Source organism: Kitasatospora sp. NPDC057595 (genome assembly GCF_042800875.1).
In the GTDB taxonomy this organism is placed as follows: Bacteria; Actinomycetota; Actinomycetes; order Streptomycetales; family Streptomycetaceae; genus Kitasatospora.
The window spans coordinates 64093-81941 of the sequence record NZ_JBHVGL010000027.1 but is presented as its reverse complement, the minus strand read 5'-3'; the positions used below and the strand labels follow the sequence as shown (position 1 = coordinate 81941).

At 73.7% G+C, this 17849-nt stretch carries 19 protein-coding genes; 17 read left to right on the top strand and 2 right to left on the bottom strand.

The window, feature by feature from the left end; genetic code table 11:
* The first annotated feature begins 83 nt into the window (after positions 1–83).
* From ACFU9E_RS31245 to thiD, 3 genes are all read left to right on the top strand, one after another.
* The gene (locus ACFU9E_RS31245; RefSeq protein ID WP_380689203.1) at positions 84–1049 is read left to right on the top strand and encodes a thiamine-phosphate kinase; all 966 of its coding nucleotides are present in this window, start codon (positions 84–86) and stop codon (positions 1047–1049) included.
* Between the two features lie 143 nt (positions 1050–1192).
* Entirely contained in the window at positions 1193–2218 is a 1026-nt protein-coding gene (locus ACFU9E_RS31240; RefSeq protein ID WP_380689201.1) for a 6-phosphofructokinase, read from the top strand.
* A gap of 17 nt (positions 2219–2235) precedes the next feature.
* Complete coding sequence (thiD, locus tag ACFU9E_RS31235) at positions 2236–3033, top strand: bifunctional hydroxymethylpyrimidine kinase/phosphomethylpyrimidine kinase (protein ID WP_380689199.1); 798 nt, start codon at positions 2236–2238, stop codon at positions 3031–3033.
* Between the two features lie 132 nt (positions 3034–3165).
* Here the strand turns inward: thiD and rpmB are convergent, their stop codons facing one another.
* Positions 3166–3351 carry a 50S ribosomal protein L28 gene (gene rpmB / locus ACFU9E_RS31230; RefSeq protein WP_073813963.1) on the bottom strand — a complete coding sequence of 62 codons (186 nt, stop codon included), beginning with the start codon at positions 3349–3351 and terminating at the stop codon, positions 3166–3168.
* A 301-nt stretch (positions 3352–3652) separates the two neighbouring features.
* On the opposite strand from rpmB, the gene ACFU9E_RS31225 reads away from it, so the two are divergent.
* The 10 genes from ACFU9E_RS31225 to mutM all read left to right on the top strand — a co-directional run bounded on the left by ACFU9E_RS31225 (position 3653) and on the right by mutM (position 13519).
* Positions 3653–5284 carry a DAK2 domain-containing protein gene (locus ACFU9E_RS31225; RefSeq protein WP_380715530.1) on the top strand — a complete coding sequence of 544 codons (1632 nt, stop codon included), beginning with the start codon at positions 3653–3655 and terminating at the stop codon, positions 5282–5284.
* Positions 5285–5324: 40 nt separating this feature from the next.
* Positions 5325–7565 carry an ATP-dependent DNA helicase RecG gene (gene recG, locus ACFU9E_RS31220; protein ID WP_380689044.1) on the top strand — a complete coding sequence of 747 codons (2241 nt, stop codon included), beginning with the start codon at positions 5325–5327 and terminating at the stop codon, positions 7563–7565.
* Between the two features lie 105 nt (positions 7566–7670).
* Positions 7671–8204, top strand: a complete 534-nt coding sequence (locus ACFU9E_RS31215; protein ID WP_380689046.1) for a hypothetical protein — start codon at positions 7671–7673, stop codon at positions 8202–8204.
* A 97-nt stretch (positions 8205–8301) separates the two neighbouring features.
* Entirely contained in the window at positions 8302–8889 is a 588-nt protein-coding gene (gene rsmD / locus ACFU9E_RS31210) for a 16S rRNA (guanine(966)-N(2))-methyltransferase RsmD (protein WP_380682740.1), read from the top strand.
* 51 nt (positions 8890–8940) lie between these two features.
* Positions 8941–9432, top strand: a complete 492-nt coding sequence (coaD, locus tag ACFU9E_RS31205) for a pantetheine-phosphate adenylyltransferase (RefSeq protein ID WP_380682741.1) — start codon at positions 8941–8943, stop codon at positions 9430–9432.
* Positions 9433–9627: 195 nt separating this feature from the next.
* Complete coding sequence (locus ACFU9E_RS31200; RefSeq protein ID WP_380682742.1) at positions 9628–10821, top strand: ATP synthase F0 subunit B; 1194 nt, start codon at positions 9628–9630, stop codon at positions 10819–10821.
* 141 nt (positions 10822–10962) lie between these two features.
* Entirely contained in the window at positions 10963–11607 is a 645-nt protein-coding gene (locus ACFU9E_RS31195; RefSeq protein ID WP_355369665.1) for a DUF177 domain-containing protein, read from the top strand.
* A gap of 2 nt (positions 11608–11609) precedes the next feature.
* Positions 11610–11783 (top strand): 50S ribosomal protein L32, encoded by a 174-nt coding sequence (gene rpmF / locus ACFU9E_RS31190; RefSeq protein WP_097236113.1) that lies wholly within the window; start codon positions 11610–11612, stop codon positions 11781–11783.
* Between the two features lie 20 nt (positions 11784–11803).
* A complete protein-coding gene (rnc, locus tag ACFU9E_RS31185; RefSeq protein WP_380682743.1) occupies positions 11804–12592 on the top strand; it encodes a ribonuclease III in 789 nt (262 codons plus the stop codon).
* Positions 12593–12649: 57 nt separating this feature from the next.
* Positions 12650–13519, top strand: a complete 870-nt coding sequence (gene mutM / locus ACFU9E_RS31180; protein ID WP_380682744.1) for a bifunctional DNA-formamidopyrimidine glycosylase/DNA-(apurinic or apyrimidinic site) lyase — start codon at positions 12650–12652, stop codon at positions 13517–13519.
* A 10-nt stretch (positions 13520–13529) separates the two neighbouring features.
* Here the strand turns inward: mutM and ACFU9E_RS31175 are convergent, their stop codons facing one another.
* The gene (locus tag ACFU9E_RS31175; protein WP_380682745.1) at positions 13530–14453 is read right to left on the bottom strand and encodes a hypothetical protein; all 924 of its coding nucleotides are present in this window, start codon (positions 14451–14453) and stop codon (positions 13530–13532) included.
* Positions 14454–14765: 312 nt separating this feature from the next.
* On the opposite strand from ACFU9E_RS31175, the gene ACFU9E_RS31170 reads away from it, so the two are divergent.
* The 4 genes from ACFU9E_RS31170 to ACFU9E_RS31155 all read left to right on the top strand — a co-directional run bounded on the left by ACFU9E_RS31170 (position 14766) and on the right by ACFU9E_RS31155 (position 17704).
* The gene (locus ACFU9E_RS31170; RefSeq protein WP_380682746.1) at positions 14766–16127 is read left to right on the top strand and encodes a hypothetical protein; all 1362 of its coding nucleotides are present in this window, start codon (positions 14766–14768) and stop codon (positions 16125–16127) included.
* A gap of 278 nt (positions 16128–16405) precedes the next feature.
* The gene (locus ACFU9E_RS31165; RefSeq protein WP_380682747.1) at positions 16406–16843 is read left to right on the top strand and encodes a hypothetical protein; all 438 of its coding nucleotides are present in this window, start codon (positions 16406–16408) and stop codon (positions 16841–16843) included.
* A gap of 31 nt (positions 16844–16874) precedes the next feature.
* The gene (locus ACFU9E_RS31160; protein WP_380682748.1) at positions 16875–17369 is read left to right on the top strand and encodes a winged helix-turn-helix transcriptional regulator; all 495 of its coding nucleotides are present in this window, start codon (positions 16875–16877) and stop codon (positions 17367–17369) included.
* A gap of 35 nt (positions 17370–17404) precedes the next feature.
* Positions 17405–17704 (top strand): acylphosphatase, encoded by a 300-nt coding sequence (locus tag ACFU9E_RS31155; RefSeq protein ID WP_380682749.1) that lies wholly within the window; start codon positions 17405–17407, stop codon positions 17702–17704.
* Positions 17705–17849 lie beyond the last annotated feature (145 nt).

Below are 17849 nucleotides of genomic sequence, written 5' to 3'. Positions count from 1 at the left end.
CCCCGAAGGGCGTACGCTGCGCGCGGAGGCGGCGTGACCGCAGGACGTACGCGCCCGGCCGGGCGCAACCGAGAGGACGGCAGATGCAGGGGACCGTGGGCGAGCTCGGCGAGTTCGGACTCATCAGGGAGCTGACCGCCCGGGTACCGCTCACCGACGCGGTCGACCTCGGCCCGGGTGACGACGCGGCCGTGGTGAAGGCCCCGGACGGCCGCGTGGTGGCCACCACGGACGTGCTGATCGAGAACCGGCACTTCCGCCGGGACTGGTCCACCGCCTACGACGTGGGCCGCAAGGCGGCCGCGCAGAACCTCGCCGACGTGGCCGCGATGGGCGCGGTGCCGACCGCGCTGCTGCTGGGCCTGGTCGCGCCGGCGGACCTGCCGACCACCTGGGCCACCGAGCTGATGGACGGGCTGCGGGACGAGTGCCAGGTGGCCGGAGCGACGGTGGTCGGCGGGGACGTGGTGCGCGGGGACACCATCACGCTGGCCATCACGGCGCTCGGGGACCTCCAGGGGCGCGCGCCGGTGACGCGCGCCGGTGCCCAGGTGGGTGATGTGGTCGCGGTCACCGGCTGGCTCGGCTGGTCGGCGGCCGGCCTGACGGTGCTGCAGCGCGGCTTCCGCTCGCCGCGGGCCTTCGTCGAGGCGCACCGCCGTCCGGAGCCGCCGTACCACGCGGGCCCGGCCGGGGCGGGGCTGGGCGCCACCTCGATGATCGACGTGAGTGACGGGCTGGTCGCCGACCTCGGGCACGTGGCCGGGGCGAGCGGGGTGGACATCGACCTGCGGGCGGCCGACTTCGACGTGCCGGCGCAGATGGCGGACATCGGCCAGGCGGTCGGGGTCGACCCGCTGGTCTGGGTGCTGTCCGGCGGCGAGGACCACGCGATCGTCGCGACCTTCCCGCGCGGGGTCCAACTGCCCGCCCGCTGGCGGGTGGTGGGCGAGGTCGTCGGCCGGGCGCGGGCGGCCCGCGGCGGCCGGGTGACGGTGGACGGCGAGGCCTGGGACCGGGTCGGCGGCTGGGACCACTTCGCGGAGTGACAACCGGCCCGCGCCGGGCGGTGGCTGGCGGCCGCCCGGCCGGTGAGTGCGTAGGCTTGGCCCACGGCCCGGCCGCCCTTTCTTCACGCGGGTGGTCTGGACCATTATGGTCTGAACCACTTCGAGCGGGAGAGTCCACCACCATGCGAATCGGAGTCCTGACCAGCGGCGGCGACTGCCCCGGCCTGAACGCGGTGATCCGTTCCGTGGTGCACCGGGGCACCGATGTGCACGGCGACGAGATCGTCGGCATCGAGGACGGCTTCCTCGGCCTCATCGAGGGCCGCACCCGCCCTGTTTCGCACGACGACGTCACCGGCCTGCTCACCCTCGGCGGCACCATCCTCGGCTCGGCCCGGGTGCAGCGCGAGCGGATCCAGTGGGCGGTGGAGAACGCCAAGACCCTCGCGCGGGACATCGGCATCGACGCGCTGATCGCCATCGGCGGCGAGGGCACCCTCACCGCCGCCCGGATGTTCAGCGAGGCCGGACTGCCGGTGGTCGGCGTCCCGAAGACCATCGACAACGACATCGACGCCACCGACGTCACCTTCGGCTTCGACACCGCGGTGCACGTCGCCACCGAGGCGATCGACCGGCTCAAGACCACCGCCGAGTCCCACCAGCGCGTCATGGTGGTGGAATTGATGGGCCGTCACACCGGCTGGATCACCCTCACGGCCGGCATGGCGGGCGGCGCGCACGGCATCCTGATCCCGGAGAAGCCGTTCGACATCGAGGCGGTGGCCCGGATGGTCGAGGACCGGTTCGCCCGCGGCAAGAAGTTCGCCATCATCGCCGTCGCCGAGGGGGCCTCCCCGATGCCCGGCACCATGCGCTTCGACCACGGCGAGGTGGACCGGTTCGGGCACCGGACCTTCGGCGGGATCGGCAACCGCCTCGCCCACGAGCTGGAGAACCTGCTCGGCAAGGAGGCCCGCCCGGTCATCCTCGGCCACGTCCAGCGCGGCGGCACCCCCACCGCCCGGGACCGGGTGCTCGCCACCCGGTTCGGCTGGCACGCCGTGGAGGCCGTCCACCGGGGCGAGTTCGGCCACTTCACCGCGCTGCGACGCAACGACATCCGGATGGTGCCGATCGCCGACGCGGTGACCGTGCTCAAGACCGTCCCCGAGGACCACTGGGTGGAGTCCGAGGCGGTGCTGTGACCGCGTAGGTTGGGCGCATGTCTTCCACCGCACCTCCCCGCGTTCTCACGGTCGCCGGCTCGGACTCCGGCGGCGGCGCCGGCATCCAGGCCGACCTCAAGGCGATGCTCGCCCTCGGCGTGCACGGCATGAGCGTGATCACCGCCGTGACCGCGCAGAACTCGCTCGGCGTCCAGGGTTACTGGGAGCTGCCCGCCGAGGCCGTCCGCGCCCAGTTCCGCAGCGTGGTCGACGACATCGGCGTCCAGGCCGTGAAGACCGGCATGCTCGCCTCGATCGAGCTGGTCGAGACCGTCTCCGAGCTGCTGGCCGGGGTCGGCGCCCCGGTCGTCGTCGACCCGGTCGGCGTCTCCAAGCACGGTGACGCGCTGCTCGCCGCCGAGGCCGTCGCCACCGTCCGGGAGAGGCTGCTCCCGGTCGCCACCCTCGCCACGCCCAACCTGCACGAGGTGACGCAGCTCACCGGCCGGGTGGTCGAGGACGAGGCGCAGATGCTGGACGCCGCGAAGGCGCTGCTCGACCTCGGGCCGCGCTGGGTGCTGGTCAAGGGCGGGCACCTGTCCGGCGAGGCGGCCGACCTGCTGTACGGCGGGGCCGGCGAGGAGCACTGGTACCGGGCGCCGCGCTACGACAACCGGCACACCCACGGCACCGGCTGCACCCTGGCCAGCGCGATCGCCGCCGGCCTGGCCAAGGGCGAGGCGCTGCCCGAGGCGGTGGCCTCGGCGAAGGAGTACATCACCGGCGCGATCGCCGGCGGCTTCGCGCTCGGCGCCGGCATCGGACCGGTCGACCACGCCTGGCGCTGGCGCTGAGGCGCCGGAAAACGCCTGTGGGCGGGCCCGAGGGCCCGCCCACATCGGGTCGGTCGCATGCCGGAACAACAGAAAGCCGGTTCACCCGAGGATGAACCGACTCACTGGAGGACCGGCATACCGGTCTGCGCGTCAGCGCGAGACCTTACCGGCCTTGATGCACGAGGTGCAGACGTTGAGCCGCTTCGGCGTCCGCCCAACCACAGCGCGCACCGTCTGGATGTTGGGGTTCCAGCGACGGGGGGTACGGCGGTGCGAGTGGGAGATGCTGTTGCCGAAGCCCGGCCCCTTGCCGCAGACGTCGCAGTTGGCAGCCACAGGAGTCACTCCAAGACTTCAGATCATTTACATGAGACAACCCCGCCAGACCAGCGGAGCACTCACGTGAACCGAACCGGACCAAGGGGTGAGCCTGGACCTGTTCCAGGCAACCGGAAGAGCATACAACGCTTGCTTCCGTTCAACGAAACTACCATGACCGGCCAGGTGATCGCTCCGGTCGCCGTGTCCGCCGCCGCCTCCCCGCCCCCGATAACCTGCCGTTACGACCCCTCGCCACCGCCTGAAGGTGTTGCCGCCCCTCAGGCCGTCACGGCGTCCCATCTCCGGAGGAGACCTGGTGCTGCACACGCTCGACGCCCCGGCCGTGCGCAGCTGGTGCCAACTGGCGCTGCGCGCGCTCGGCCAGGCCCGCGAGGAGATCGACGCACTCAACGTCTACCCCGTCCCGGACGGCGACACCGGCACCAACCTGTACCTGACCGTGGAGTCGGCGGCCGCCGAGGTGGAGAGCCGTTTCGCCGACCCGGGCCCCGGTCCGGCGCCCGGCCTGGCCGAGACCGCCCGGGCGATGGCCCGCGGCGCCCTGGTCGGCGCCCGCGGCAACTCCGGGGTGATCCTCGCCCAGTGGCTGCGCGGCGCCGCCGAGAGGCTCGCCGACGGCGGCGGCGCCGACCAGCTGCGGGCCGCCCTCCAGCGGGCCGCCGACGCCGCCTACCAGGCCGTCGCCGAACCGGTCGAGGGCACCCTGCTGACCGTCGCCAGGATCGCCGCCCGGGAGGCCGGCCGGGCCGGCGACGGGCTGGGGCAGGTCGCCGAGGCCGCCCACCGGGCCGCCCGCGACGCACTGCGGCAGACCCCCCGGCAGCTCGCCGTGCTCGCCGAGAACGGGGTGGTGGACGCCGGCGGCCGCGGTCTGGTCGCCGTCCTCGGGGCGCTCGCCGACGCGGTGGCCGGCCACCAGCCGATGGGGCCGGTCGCGCTGCGGGGCGACGTCCGGTCCGTGGCGAGCTGCGAGGCGCACGTGCGCCCGCCCGGCCCCGGGCACCCCGCGTTCGAGGTGATCTACCTGCTGGACGCACCCGACGAGGCGCTGCCGGTGCTGCGGACGCGGCTCGGCGAACTCGGCGACTCGCTGGTGGTCGGCGGCGGCGACGGTCTGTGGAACGTGCATGTCCACGTCGACGACGCGGGCGCCGCGGTGGAGGCCGGGGTCGAGGCCGGGCGCCCGCACCAGATCCGGATCACCCACTTCGCCGAGGCGGCCGCCCGCTCCGGCGCCGCCGCCGACCGCGGCGAGCCCGAGCGGCCGGCCCGGGCGGTGCTCTCGGTGGTCTCCGGCGCGGGCCTCGCCGAACTCTGCGAACAGGCCGGCGGGGTCGTCCTGCACGCCGAGCCCGGCCGTCCGCCGGCCAGCGCCGAGCTCGCCGCCGCGGTGCGCCGGGCCGCCGCCCGCGAGGTGGTGCTGCTGCTCAACGACCCCGAACTGCGGGCCGCCGCCGGGGCCGCCGCCGACCAGCTGCGCGAGGAGGGCGTGCGGATCGCCGTGCTGCCCACCCGCTCGCCGGTCCAGGGCCTGGCCGCGCTCGCCGTGCACGAGGCCGGGCGGCGCTTCGACGAGGACGTGGTCGCCATGACCTCCGCGGCCGGAGCCACCCGGTACGCCGAACTGGCCGTCGCCGAGGGCGAGTCCTGGACCATGGCCGGGGTCTGCCAGGCCGGCGACGTGCTCGGCCTGATCGACGGGGACGTCGCGGTGATCGGTGCCGGCCTCGCCGAGGTCGGCGCGAGCGTGCTGGACCGGATGCTCGGCGGGGGCGGCGAACTGGTCACCCTGGTCCTCGGCGAGGGCGCCCCCGAGGGCCTCGCCGAGGACCTCGTCGCCCATGCCCGGCACAGCCGGCCCGAGGTGGACGCGGTGGTCTTCCACGGCGGCCAGGAGTCGGCGCCGCTGCTGATCGGCGTGGAGTGAGCGCCCGGATTGTCGGTCCGGTGGTGTAAACAGGGGCCTGATGGGCGCTCTCGATGAACCACTGACCAAGCTCGTCGGCGACCGGACCGCCAAGGTGCTCGCCGACAGCCTCAAGCTGCGCACGGTCGGGGACCTGCTGCACCACTATCCGCGCCGGTACGTCGAACGCGGCCAGCTCACCAGTCTGGACGAGCTGGAGATCGACGAGCACGTCACCGTGCTGGCCCGGATCGAGAAGGTCACCCTGATCCCCTTCCGCGGCCGCAAGGGCGACCGCCTGGAGGTGGTGGTCACCGACGGCCGCAGCCGGCTCTCGCTGGTCTTCTTCAACCAGGGCTGGCGGCAGAAGGAGCTGCGGCCCGGGACGCAGGGCCTGTTCGCGGGCAAGGTCGGGGTGTTCAACCGGGCCCGCCAACTGGCCTCGCCCGACTACCAGCTGCTCGACGAGGCGGACGGCGACAACGCCGCGGCGCAGTTCGCCGGACGGCTGATCCCGGTCTACCCGGCCAGCGCCCAGATGCCCAGCTGGAAGCTCTCGCTCTGCGTGGAGACGGCGCTCACCAAGCACCTGTCCGACGTCGGCGAGCCGCTGCCCGCCGAACTGCGCGAGCGGCACGGGCTGATCGGGCTGCCCGAGGCACTCGAACTGATCCACCGGCCGCGCCACCAGGCCGACCGTGAACGCGCCCAGGAACGGCTGCGCTGGGACGAGGCGTTCGTCCTGCAGGTGGCCCTCGCCCAGCGCCGGGCCGCCGACTCCGCGCTGCCCGCCAAGCCGCGCGAGGCGCGTCCGGACGGCCTGCTGGACGCCTTCGACGCCCGGTTGCCGTTCACCCTGACCGAGGGCCAGCGGAAGGTGGCCGCCGAGATCGCCGCCGACCTCGCGAGCGACCACCCGATGCACCGCCTGCTGCAGGGCGAGGTCGGCTCCGGCAAGACCATGGTGGCGCTGCGCGCCATGCTCGCCGTGGTCGACGCCGGCGGGCAGGCGGTGCTGCTGGCGCCCACCGAGGTGCTCGCCCAGCAGCACCACCGCTCCGTCGTCGAGATGATGGGCGACCTCGCCGAGGGCGGCCTGCTCGGCGGGTCCGACCTGGGCACCCGGGTGGTGCTGCTCACCGGGTCGATGGGCGTCCCGGCCCGGCGCCAGGCGCTGCTCGACATGGCCTGCGGGGACGCCGGCATCGCGATCGGCACCCACGCGCTGATCGAGGACAAGGTGCAGTTCCAGGACCTCGGCCTGGTGGTGGTCGACGAGCAGCACCGCTTCGGCGTCGAGCAGCGGGACGCGCTGCGCGCCAAGGGCGAGCAGCCGCCGCACCTGCTGGTGATGACGGCCACCCCGATCCCGCGCACGGTCGCGATGACCGTCTTCGGGGACCTGGAGACCTCCGTCCTGGACCAGCTGCCGGCCGGCCGCTCGCCGATCTCCACCCATGTGGTGCCGGCCGTCGAGAAGCCCAACTTCCTGACCCGCGCCTGGGAGCGGGTCCGCGAGGAGGTGTCCAAGGGCCACCAGGCGTACGTGGTCTGCCCGCGGATCGGCGACGAGGAGCCCGACGGGCCGAAGGGCGGCAAGGGCGCGAAGCGCGGGCGCCGGGCCGAGGACCTGGAGGAGCTGCTGGACGACGCGCCCGACGAGGGCGCCGCGGCCGAGGGCGACCGGCGGCCCCCGCTGTCGGTCGTGGAGACCGCCGCCCGGCTGACCGGCGGCCCGCTGGCCGGGCTGCGGGTGGAGATCCTGCACGGGCGGCTCGCCCCGGAGGCCAAGGACGAGGTGATGCGCCGGTTCGCGGCCGGCCAGGTGGACGTGCTGGTCGCCACCACGGTGATCGAGGTCGGCGTCAACGTCCCCAACTCCACCGCGATGGTGATCATGGACGCGGACCGGTTCGGCGTCTCCCAGCTGCACCAGCTGCGCGGCCGGGTCGGCCGCGGCTCCGCCCCCGGACTCTGCCTGCTGGTCACCGACATGCCGGCGGCCAGCGCCGCCCGCGCCCGGCTGGACGCGGTGGCGGGCACCCTGGACGGCTTCCAGCTGTCCCGGATCGACCTCGAACAGCGCCGCGAGGGCGATGTGCTGGGCCAGGCGCAGTCCGGTGTGAAGTCCTCGCTCAAGGTGCTCTCGGTGCTGGAGGACGAGGAGGTCATCGTCACCGCCCGCGCCGAGGCCACCCGGCTGGTCGCCGAGGACCCGGACCTCGCCGCCCACCCGGACCTGCGCACCGTCCTGGAGAGCCTGCTCGACGAGGACCGCGCGGCCTACATGGAGAAGGGCTGAGGAGCCCTTCGGCCGGGCCCGATTGTCAGACCCCCACGAGAGAATGAAGGTGTTCAGGGCGCACCCCCAAGGTGCGTTCCTGGCACGACACTTGGGGGTTTAGCCATGGCATTCCGTCATCTCAACGAGCTCCCGCTGGGCGACAAGGTCTTCCGGATCGAACTCGCCAGCGACGACGACCGCGAGGTCACCCTCACCCTCACCGGCTGGCGCGAGGGGGCCGCCGCCGCCCCGCTCGCCTCCGGCAAGCTGCGGCTGCCGGTGGAGGACGTCGCCTCGCTGCGGATCGCGCTCAACCGCGCGCTCCGGGCGCTGGCGATCGTCGCCGACGTCTCCGAGCCCATCCCCGACCGCGACGTGCTGCGCGAGCTCTACCCCGGCCACGGCGCCCCCTGGGTGCCGCAGCACGAGGAGGAGCTGGTCCGGCGCTTCCACGAGAGCGAGACCGTCGCCCGGATCGCCGCCCGCTTCGGCCGCACGCCCGACTCCGTCCGCACCAAGCTGCGCGAGCTCGGCCACGACCCGCGCCGCCCCGAGTACTGCCCGCCCGACGGCTGCCTGTCCTGGTCCCGCTACGCCTCGCCGTCGCTGCTCGGCGCGGCCGTGCCGGCCCGGACGGCCGGTTCCGAGGCGAGCTGATCACCTGAGTGCGTGAGCGTGGCCCCCGCCGGGCGGACCGGCGGGGGCCACGGCCGTATAGCGTGGTCGGGCAGCGACGAAAGGACCTCCCACCACCATGACCCGCGTGATCGCCGGGGCGGCCGGGGGCCGCCGGCTGGCCGTACCGCCCGGCCGGGGCACCCGCCCGACCTCCGACAAGGCCCGCGAGGCGATGTTCTCCACCCTGGAGGCGCTGCGCGGAGCGCCCCTGCACGGGGCGCGGATGCTGGACCTGTTCGGCGGATCGGGCGCGGTCGGCCTGGAGGCGCTGTCGCGCGGCGCCGAGCACGTGCTGCTGGTCGAGGCGGACGCCCAGGCGGCCCGGGTGATCCGGGAGAACGTCCGGACGATCGGCCTGCCGGGTGCGCTGGTGAAGGCGGCCAGGGCCGAGAAGGTGATCGCCGGACCCGCCCCGGAGGCCCCGTACGACCTGGTCTTCCTCGACCCGCCGTACGTCGTCACCGACGACGAGGTGCGCGAGATGCTGATCACACTGTCGGCTGGGGGCTGGCTCGCGGAGGACGCACTCGTCACCGTGGAGCGCAGCACCCGCGGCGGCGCGTTCGAGTGGCCGGAGGGCTTCGAGACGCTGCGCTCCCGCCGCTACGGCGAGGGCACGCTCTGGTACGGTCGCGCCGCCGCCGAGACCCGCCACCACCCCTAGCGGGCCCGGGCCCGCCGGATTCCCGTCACCCCACGAGGGAGCACACACGCCATGCGCCGCGCCGTATGCCCCGGGTCCTTCGACCCGATCACCAACGGTCACCTCGACATCATCGAGCGGGCCTCGAAGCTGTACGACGTGCTGCACGTCGCGGTGCTGATCAACCGCAACAAGCAGGGCATGTTCACGGTCGAGGAGCGGATCGAGCTGATCGAGGAGACCACCGCCCAGTACGGCAACGTGGTCGTCGAGTCGCACCTCGGCCTGCTGGTGGACTTCTGCCGCGACCGGGGCATCCCGGCGATCATCAAGGGCCTGCGCGCGGTCAGCGACTTCGACTACGAGCTGCAGATGGCCCAGATGAACCACGGCCTGAGCGGCGTCGACACCCTCTTCGTGCCGACCTCGCCGACGTACAGCTTCCTCTCCTCGACGCTGGTCAAGGAGGTCGCCTCGTACGGTGGCGACGTCTCGCACCTGCTGCCGGAGACGGTGCACCACCGGCTGGTCGAGCGGATCGCCGAGCGGAGCGCCCAGCAGTGAACCCGGGATGACCGGACGTCCGTTTCTGCTGGTTCGTCACGGTTTGCCCGAGGGGTGGAAAGGCGGCCGCGCGCAGGCGTTGTGACCTCGCCCGGCAGTGGCCGTACAGTCTGTATTCCTGCCCCTGCGGTGACGTCCACCGCGCCGGGCGCTGCCTCCGCCGGACCTCGGCGGCACACGGAAAGACGAAGCCCCGTGGACGTGCAGAACAAGGTCGACGAGATCGTGGCGGCCGTCGAGAACGCCCGCTCGATGCCCATGTCGGCCTCCTGCGTGGTGAACCGTGCCGAGCTGATCACCCTGCTCCAGGACCTCCGGGCGGCCCTGCCCGCCGAGCTGGCCCAGGCCCAGTCGGTGATGGCCGACCACGAATCGGTGGTCGCGGACGCCCAGGCCGAGGCCGACCGGATCATCCAGGGCGCGCACTCCGAGCGCGGCTCGCTGATCTCCGACACCGAGGTGGTCCGCCGCGCCCAGGCCGAGGCCGACCGGATCCTCGCCGAGGCCCGCGCCGAGATCGAGACCAAGCGCGCCGAGGCCGACGACTACGTGGACAGCAAGCTCGCCAACTTCGAGGTCGTGCTGACCAAGACGCTCGGCGCCGTCGGCCGCGGCCGCACCAAGCTGCGCGGTGACACGAGCGTCTTCGAGACCGAGTACGAGGGCGAGACCGACGGCGAGGAGTTCCAGCCGCAGCGGATCAGCCCCAGCCCCGAGGTCGACGAGTACGTCGATGTGAAGCTCGCCACCCTGGAGAACGTGCTCAGCGCGACCCTGGAGGCGGTCGGCAAGGGCCGCGACAAGCTGACCGGCAAGCGGCCGATCGACGAGCTCGGCGCCTACCTGGCCGCCGCCGACGAGGCGCAGCAGGCCAAGGAGCGGGCCGAGGCGGTCGCGGCGGGCTTCGCCGGGGACGCGGACGGCACCGAGCTGGCCTGGTACCGGGAGGAGGTGCCGCAGCAGCAGACCTGGCCGGAGCAGAACCCGGCCGCGGCCGGCTGGCAGGCGCCCGGCGCGGACCAGTACGCGGCCGCGCAGCAGGGCGGCGCCCAGTACGCCGAGGTGTACGGCGGCGGCTACGACCCGGCCGGTGGCCAGGCCGCGGACCCGTACGGCGCCCAGTACGCCTACCAGCAGCAGCAGGGCCAGCAGCACGGGCAGCAGCCCGGGTACGACGACGGCCGGCAGGGCGGCGGCTACGGCTACCCGCCCCAGCAGCAGGGCTACCAGGACCAGCAGCAGTACAACGCCGGCTACGGCTACCCGCAGCAGCCCGCCAACCCGCCCGCGCCCGTGCCGCAGCAGACCCAGGCCGGGCTGGACGAGACCAGCTTCTTCGACACCAGCATGATCGACATGACCCGGCTGCGGGAGCTCGGCGGCCGGTAGGGCGCGGGCACGAAGTTGGGCCTGGCGGGAGACTCGGGTAGTCTGACCACTCCGGCCTCTCCGTGTCGGGCCGTCGGTCTGCCCGCGCATCCCCCGACGAGCAGCGCCGCGCACCGGAACCCCTCAGGAAGTCAGGACACCTTGAACCGCCTCGACCACCGCGACCCCCTCGTGTTCGACACGCACGAGCTGGGCCGTCGTCCGGGTGCGCTGCGCAGGGTGACCCGGACCCTGGAGGCCCCCGAGGGCCTGGGGATCATCGATGTGATCGGTGTCCCGGAGAAGAGCGAGATCACGCTGGAACTCCGCCTGGAGTCCGTGGTCGAGGGCGTGCTGGTCACCGGCACCGCCGAGACCCGGGTCGAGGGCGAGTGCGTCCGGTGCCTGGAGCCGGTCGAGTCCGACCTCGACGTGGACTTCCAGGAGCTGTACTACTACCCGGAGTCCGACGAGCGCCACCGCGCCCGGACCGCCGGGGCCGAGGACCTCGAAGAGGACTCGGAGGAAGAGACTTACCGCCTGGAGGGCGATTACTTCGACCTCCAGCCGGTGCTGCGTGACGCGGTGGTGCTCGCACTGCCGCTGCAGCCGGTGTGCCAGGAAGACTGCCTGGGCCTGTGCTCCGAATGCGGAGCGCGCCTGAGCGACGACCCGGCGCACCACCACGACGCCGCCGACCCCCGGTGGGCGGCTCTGCAGGGACTCTCCGCCGCCCACGGCGACGAGGGTGACGGAATCAAGAACAGCGACACCCGTGAGGGTCTCGCCGAGAACCAGGAGAAGTAGCCGTGGCTGTTCCGAAGCGGAAGATGTCGCGCAGCAACACGCGCCACCGCCGGTCCAACTGGAAGGCCGTTGCCCCGGCCCTCGTGGCGTGCGACCGCTGCCACGAGCCGAAGCTCTCGCACATCGCGTGCCCGAGCTGCGGCACGTACAACCGCCGCCAGGTCCTCTCGGTCTGATCGGCGGGGTGCACGGATCGATGTCGGACGGTAACTCCTCCCGCAAGGCGACCACGGCTCCGAAGACTCCTTCGGGCGGTGGCAGGGCCGGCGGGCCGGCTTCGACCGAATACGACGTCCTGGAAGGGCGCCTCGGGTACACGCTCGAGCGCGCCCTTCTGGTACGTGCCCTGACCCACCGCTCGTACGCGTACGAGAACGGTGGCCTGCCCACCAACGAGCGCCTGGAGTTCCTCGGCGACTCGGTGCTGGGCCTGGTGGTGACCGACACCCTCTACCGCGTCCACCCGGACGTCCCGGAGGGCACGCTCGCCAAGCTGCGCGCCGCGGTGGTCAACTCGCGCGCGCTCGCCGACGTCGGCCGCGGCCTGGAACTGGGCGCGTTCATCCGGCTCGGCAAGGGCGAGGAGGGCACCGGCGGCCGCGACAAGTCGTCGATCCTCGCCGACACGGTCGAGGCGGTCATCGGGGCCGTCTACCTGGACCGGGGTCTGGACGCCGCCACCGAGTTCGTCCACCGGCTGTTCGACCCGCTGATCGAGGAATCCTCTCAGCTGGGCGCCGGCCTGGACTGGAAGACCAGCCTCCAGGAGCTCACCGCCTCGGTGGGCATCGGAGTGCCGGAGTACGTGGTCGAGGAGTCCGGTCCGGACCACGAGAAGACCTTCACCGCGGCGGCCCGGGTGGCCGGCGAGGACTTCGGCAGCGGCGTCGGCCGCTCGAAGAAGGAAGCCGAGCAGAAGGCCGCGGAGAGCGCCTGGCGGGCGATCAGGGAGAAGTACGCCGACCGCCTGCCGAACAGCGCCTGACCACGCAGTAGCCTTCCTCCTGCAGAGCCGAGTCCGTTCCGCTGGAGGCGTGTTCCCGTGCCCGAACTTCCCGAGGTCGAGGTCGTCCGCCGCGGTCTGGCGAACTGGGTCGCCGGGCGGACCGTCGCCGGCGTCGAGGTGCTGCACCCGCGCGCGGTGCGCCGTCAGCCGGCCGGTGCTGCGGACTTCGCGGCCCGGCTCACCGGCACCACCCTCGGTGCGGCGCAGCGCCGCGGCAAGTACCTCTGGGTGCCGCTGTCCGGGGCGGGCGAAGGCTTCTCGCTGATCGGCCACCTCGGGATGAGCGGCCAGCTGCTGGTCCAGGACCCGACGGTGCCGGACGAGACGCACCTGCGGGTGCGGCTGCGGTTCACCGACGGCGGGCGCGAGCTGCGTTTCGTCGACCAGCGGACCTTCGGCGGTCTCGCGGTCGAGGAGGCCGAGGACGGCGATCCGGAGGGCACCCCGCTCTCCATCGCGCACATCGCCCGCGACCCGCTGGACCCCCGCTTCGACGACGCCGCCTTCGCGGCGTCGCTGCGCGCCCGGCGCACCACCGTCAAGCGGGCGCTGCTGGACCAGACGCTGATCAGTGGGGTGGGCAACATCTACGCCGACGAGGCGCTGTGGCGCTCCCGGCTGCACTACGACCGGCCGACCGCGACGCTGACCCGGCCGCAGGCGCTGCTGCTGCTGGCCAACGCCCGGGACGTGATGACGGCGGCGCTGGCCGTCGGCGGCACCAGCTTCGACAGCCTGTACGTCAATGTGAACGGCGAGAGCGGCTACTTCTCCCGCGACCTGGACGCCTACGGGCGGGAGCACGAGCCCTGCCGGCGCTGCGGCACCGCCATGCGGCGGGCCGCCTGGATGAACCGCTCCAGCTACTTCTGCCCCCGCTGCCAGCGCGCACCGCGGGTGCGGTGACCCGCGGGACCTAGTTCTTGGCGAGCTCCGGTTCGGCCGGGGCCGGTTCGGGCTGTCCGCCGTGGGTGTCCTGGCCGAAGTAGGCGACGCCGACCGCCGCGACCACCGCGATCAGGAAGCCGAGCACACCGAGCCAGCCGAGGCCGGCCTTGGAGGAGTCGCCGAGCCAGATCACGCCGACCGCGCCGGGCAGCACCGTCTCGCCGACCACCAGGGCGGCGGTGGCGCCGTTCACCGAGCCGATCTGCAGCGCCACGGTGTGCACGTACATGCCGCCGATGCCGCCGACCAGGATCGCGTACAGGGCCGGGTCGGAGAGCAGCCGGCCGAGGTCGAACGGCTCCACGCCGTTGAGGATGCGCACGCCGACGCCGAGCGCGCCGAAACCGAGGCCGGAGAGCAGACCGGCGACGATCGCGCCGTTGGCGCCCATCCGGCGCACCAGCAGGCCGCCGCCGGCCAGCAGCACGGTGGTGATCGCCAGCAGCCACCAGTGGAAGGCCATCGCGGCGTGGTGGCCGCCCTCCGGCCCGGCGGAGACCGCGAGCAGCACCAGCGCCGAGCAGAGCACGCCGATCGAGGCCCACTCCAGCTGCTTGAGCCGGATGCCGAGCAGCTTGATCGAGAGCACTGCGGTGATCACCAGGTTGGCGCTGATGATCGTCTGGGAGAGGAAGAGCGGCAGCATCCGGGCGGCCAGCGCGCCGAGCCCGAAGCCGATGAAGTCCAGCACCGTGCCGAGGATGAACTCCCAGGTCACGGCCGCCTTGGCGGTGGAGGCGAGGCTGGGCCCGCCGTGCGCGGTGGTGCCGGTGGAGGCTCCGCCCCGGGCGGCCTCCTCGCGTGCGGAGCGCCGGGAGCCGACGGCCTGCAGGACCGAACCGGTGCCGTAGCAGGCGGAGGCCGCCACGGCGGTGACGAGGCCGATCAACACGCGGAGCTCCGATCAGGAGGGGTGGTGCGGGATGGTCAAAAGATGGTCATGAGGAGGTGGTACGGCCACCAGTGTGCCCGGTCGAGGGGTACGGTCGGCACGCCCTGCCCGGCGTCCGGTCCGGTCCGCTGTCCGCCGGGAGGTACGCGCGGGCCGTTGGCCGGGTTCCCGCCCCGGGGCCGGTTCAGGGGCGGTGGGGCGCAAGATCATCCCGGAGAAGGGGACGCACCCCGGCGGACGGTGGGGGTGCCCGGCCGGGTGGCGCCCGGCCGGTATGCCTTGCACCGGGGCCGTTCGGGGTAGCGTCGAGGCATGAGAACCCTTGCACGACGACGTTCCCGGGGCGTCGGGCCGGTGGCGCTGGTGTCGGCGCTGCTCGGGCTGCTGCTCCTGCTGGCACCGGCGGCCTCGGCGGCCGGCGGTCTCGACGACGCGGCCGCCACGCTCAAGCAGGGCCGGGTCTACGTCGACCCGGCGATGGCGGACCGGTTCGGCCAGAGCCAGGCCGACGCCCTGACCGCGAAGATCCGCAAGGCGGACAAGCCGATCTTCGTGGCGGTCGTCCCGGCCGCCGACCCGTACGGCGCCAGGACCGTCTTCGACGACCTGCGCACCAAGGTCGGCATCACCGGCACCTACGCGATCTGGCGCGGGGACCAGTTCCAGGCCCGCTCCGACAAGGCCGCGCTGGCCAGCGCGAGCGCCGAGCGGATCGCCGGAGCCTCCTTCCGCTCCCACCCCGGCAACATCGACGCCACCCTGAACGACTTCGTCGACACCGCCGCCCCGCAGATCAAGGGGCACGGCGTGAACAGCGACAGCGGCGGCGTCTCCGCCGCCGCGGTGGTCGTCCCGCTGGCCCTGCTGGCGCTCGCCGGCACCGGCGTCTTCCTGCTGTTCCGCCGGGCCAAGCGGAAGAAGGAGGAGCAGCGCCGGGCCGACCTGGCACAGCTGCGCCAGGTGGTCGACGAGGACATCACCGCCTACGGCGAGGAGCTGGACCGGCTCGACTTCGTGCCGTCCGCCGCGGACGCCGACGACGTGCAGCGCGGCGACTACACCCACGCCCTGGACTCGTACGAGACGGCCAAGCGGCTGATGGACGAGGCCAAGGGGCCGGAGGACGTGAAGCCGGTGACCGAGGCGCTGGAGGACGGCCGGTTCGCGCTGGCCACCCTGGCGGCCCGGCGGGACAAGCGCCCGCTGCCGGAGCGCCGGCCGCCGTGCTTCTTCGACCCGCGGCACGGCCCGTCCGTGCTGGACGCCGAGTGGTCCCCGGCGGGCGGCGCCGCCCGCTCCGTCCCGGTCTGCAAGGCCGACGCGGACCGGCTGGCGGCCGGCCTGGACCCGGAGGTCCGGACCGTCCCGACCGAGCACGGCCCGCAGCCGTACTGGAACGCCGGCCCGGCCTACGGCCCCTGGGCGGGCGGCTACTTCGGCGGCTTCGGCGGCGGCGGTCTGCTGCCCGGGCTGCTGGTCGGCACCATGCTCGGCTCGATGATGGCCACCCCGGCGTACGCGGCCGGCCCCGTCGACGCGGGCGCCGGCTTCGACGGCGGCGACTTCTCCGGTGCGGACTTCAACGCCTCCGACTTCGGTGGCGGCTTCGACGGCGGTGACTTCGGCGGCGGCGGCGACTTCGGGGGTGGCGGCGACTTCGGTGGCGGGTTCTGACGCCGTCACGCGCTCTGTCCTGAGCCTCAGGCCGATGCGATGATCGGCCCACGGCCCCCGTCGGGTGACCGGCGGGGGCCGTGGCGTGTCGGGGAGGGGACGCCGACGGAGGGGGCGGGGGAGTGGCACCGGATCATGCCCTGGCAGAGCGGTGGCTGCGCGGGGGGGGGGGGGGGGGGGACGAGGAACTGCTGGGACTGGTCGAGGTCCGGCTGAGCGCGCTGGTCCTCCGGCCGCCGAAGCGCTACCGGCGGTCCGGGCGGGACGTGGAGGCCGGCGTGGAGAATACGATCGAGCACGGTCTCGACCTCCTGGAACCCGAGGTGCTGGTGGGCCTGGCCGGCCTGACCGTGCTGGTGGTCGGCGGGCGCCTGGCCACGCCGCCGGTGCGGGGCGGCTGGGAGAGCACCGCCGGCCGGTTCGCCGCCGCCGCCCGGGAGGCCGAGCCGTCGCGCTCGTCGGACACCTTCGGCTTCGTGCTGCTGGCCGTCACCGACCGCCGGGTCCTGCTGCTGAAGCGGCGCGGCGCGTTCGCGGCCGAGCACCTGACCGATCTCGGGCCGTTCCGGCTGCGCAGGCCCCCGGACCCTCGCGCCGGCTCGCGTGCCCGCCGGGTCGAGCTGCGGTTCGCGGACGATTCGACCGTCGCCGTGCGGGTGGCTCCCGGGCAGCTCAAGACCCTGGCGGGGCTGGCCGTCCTGAGCGGCAGGGTTTGAGAACCCAACCCTGTGTGGCAGGCTGTCCGGCGTGACCTCCGACCTCCCCGCCCCGCCGTCCCTGCCCGGGCGGCCCTGCTCGATCGCCGCCGCGCTCCACGTGGTGGGGGAGAAGTGGGCGCTGCTCGCGGTGCGGGAGCTGTTCTACGGCAACCACCGGTTCGACCGGATCGCCCGCAACACCGGGGCGCCCCGCGACCGGCTCACCGCGCGGCTGCGGGCACTGGAGGAGGCGGGCGTGGTCGAGCGCCGGGCCTACAGCGAGCGGCCGCCGCGCTACGAGTACCACCTGACCGAGGCCGGCCGCGACCTCGCGCCGCTCACCCAGGCCCTGCTCGCCTGGGGCGACCGCTGGGTGCTGCCCGAGCCGCCGGTGGTCTTCGAGCACGCGCCCGAGGGGCACCCGCCGCACCCGTACGACCCGTACTGGGTCTGCCGGACCTGCGGCGAACCCGGGCGCGCCGCCGACCTGCGGGCGGAGGTCCGAAGCCCGGGGTGGACGGCCGAGGGGCCGTCCGCCCCGTGACGCGTGCCACGGTCGGGGCGGATAGGGTCGGTGGCATGCACGATCGCGACGCCCACAGTGACGAGCCGGTCCGGGTCACCGCCTGGGTGCGCGGCAAGGTCCAGGAGGTCGGCTTCCGCTGGTGGACCAGGGCGCGGGCGCTGGAGATCGGCCTGACCGGCTACGCCGGCAACCTCGGCGACGGCCGGGTGCAGGTGGTGGCCGAGGGCCTCGCCCCGGACTGCGAACAACTGCTCGCCCTGCTCAGGGGCCCCGACACCCCGGGCCGGGTCGCCGGGGTGACCGAGATCTGGACCGCCGTCGGCCCCGGCTACGAGAGCTTCGCGATCCGCTGACCGCCCCCGCGCGCCCGGCTCGCGACGAGCCGCCGGAAAACGATCGGCAACCGGCGGTGTCGTACGGTTGCCATCCGGGCAGACTCGTGGTTGACTCCGCATCGAACGATGATCCACGAGCACGTGGTGGACCCCCCTTCGTGGC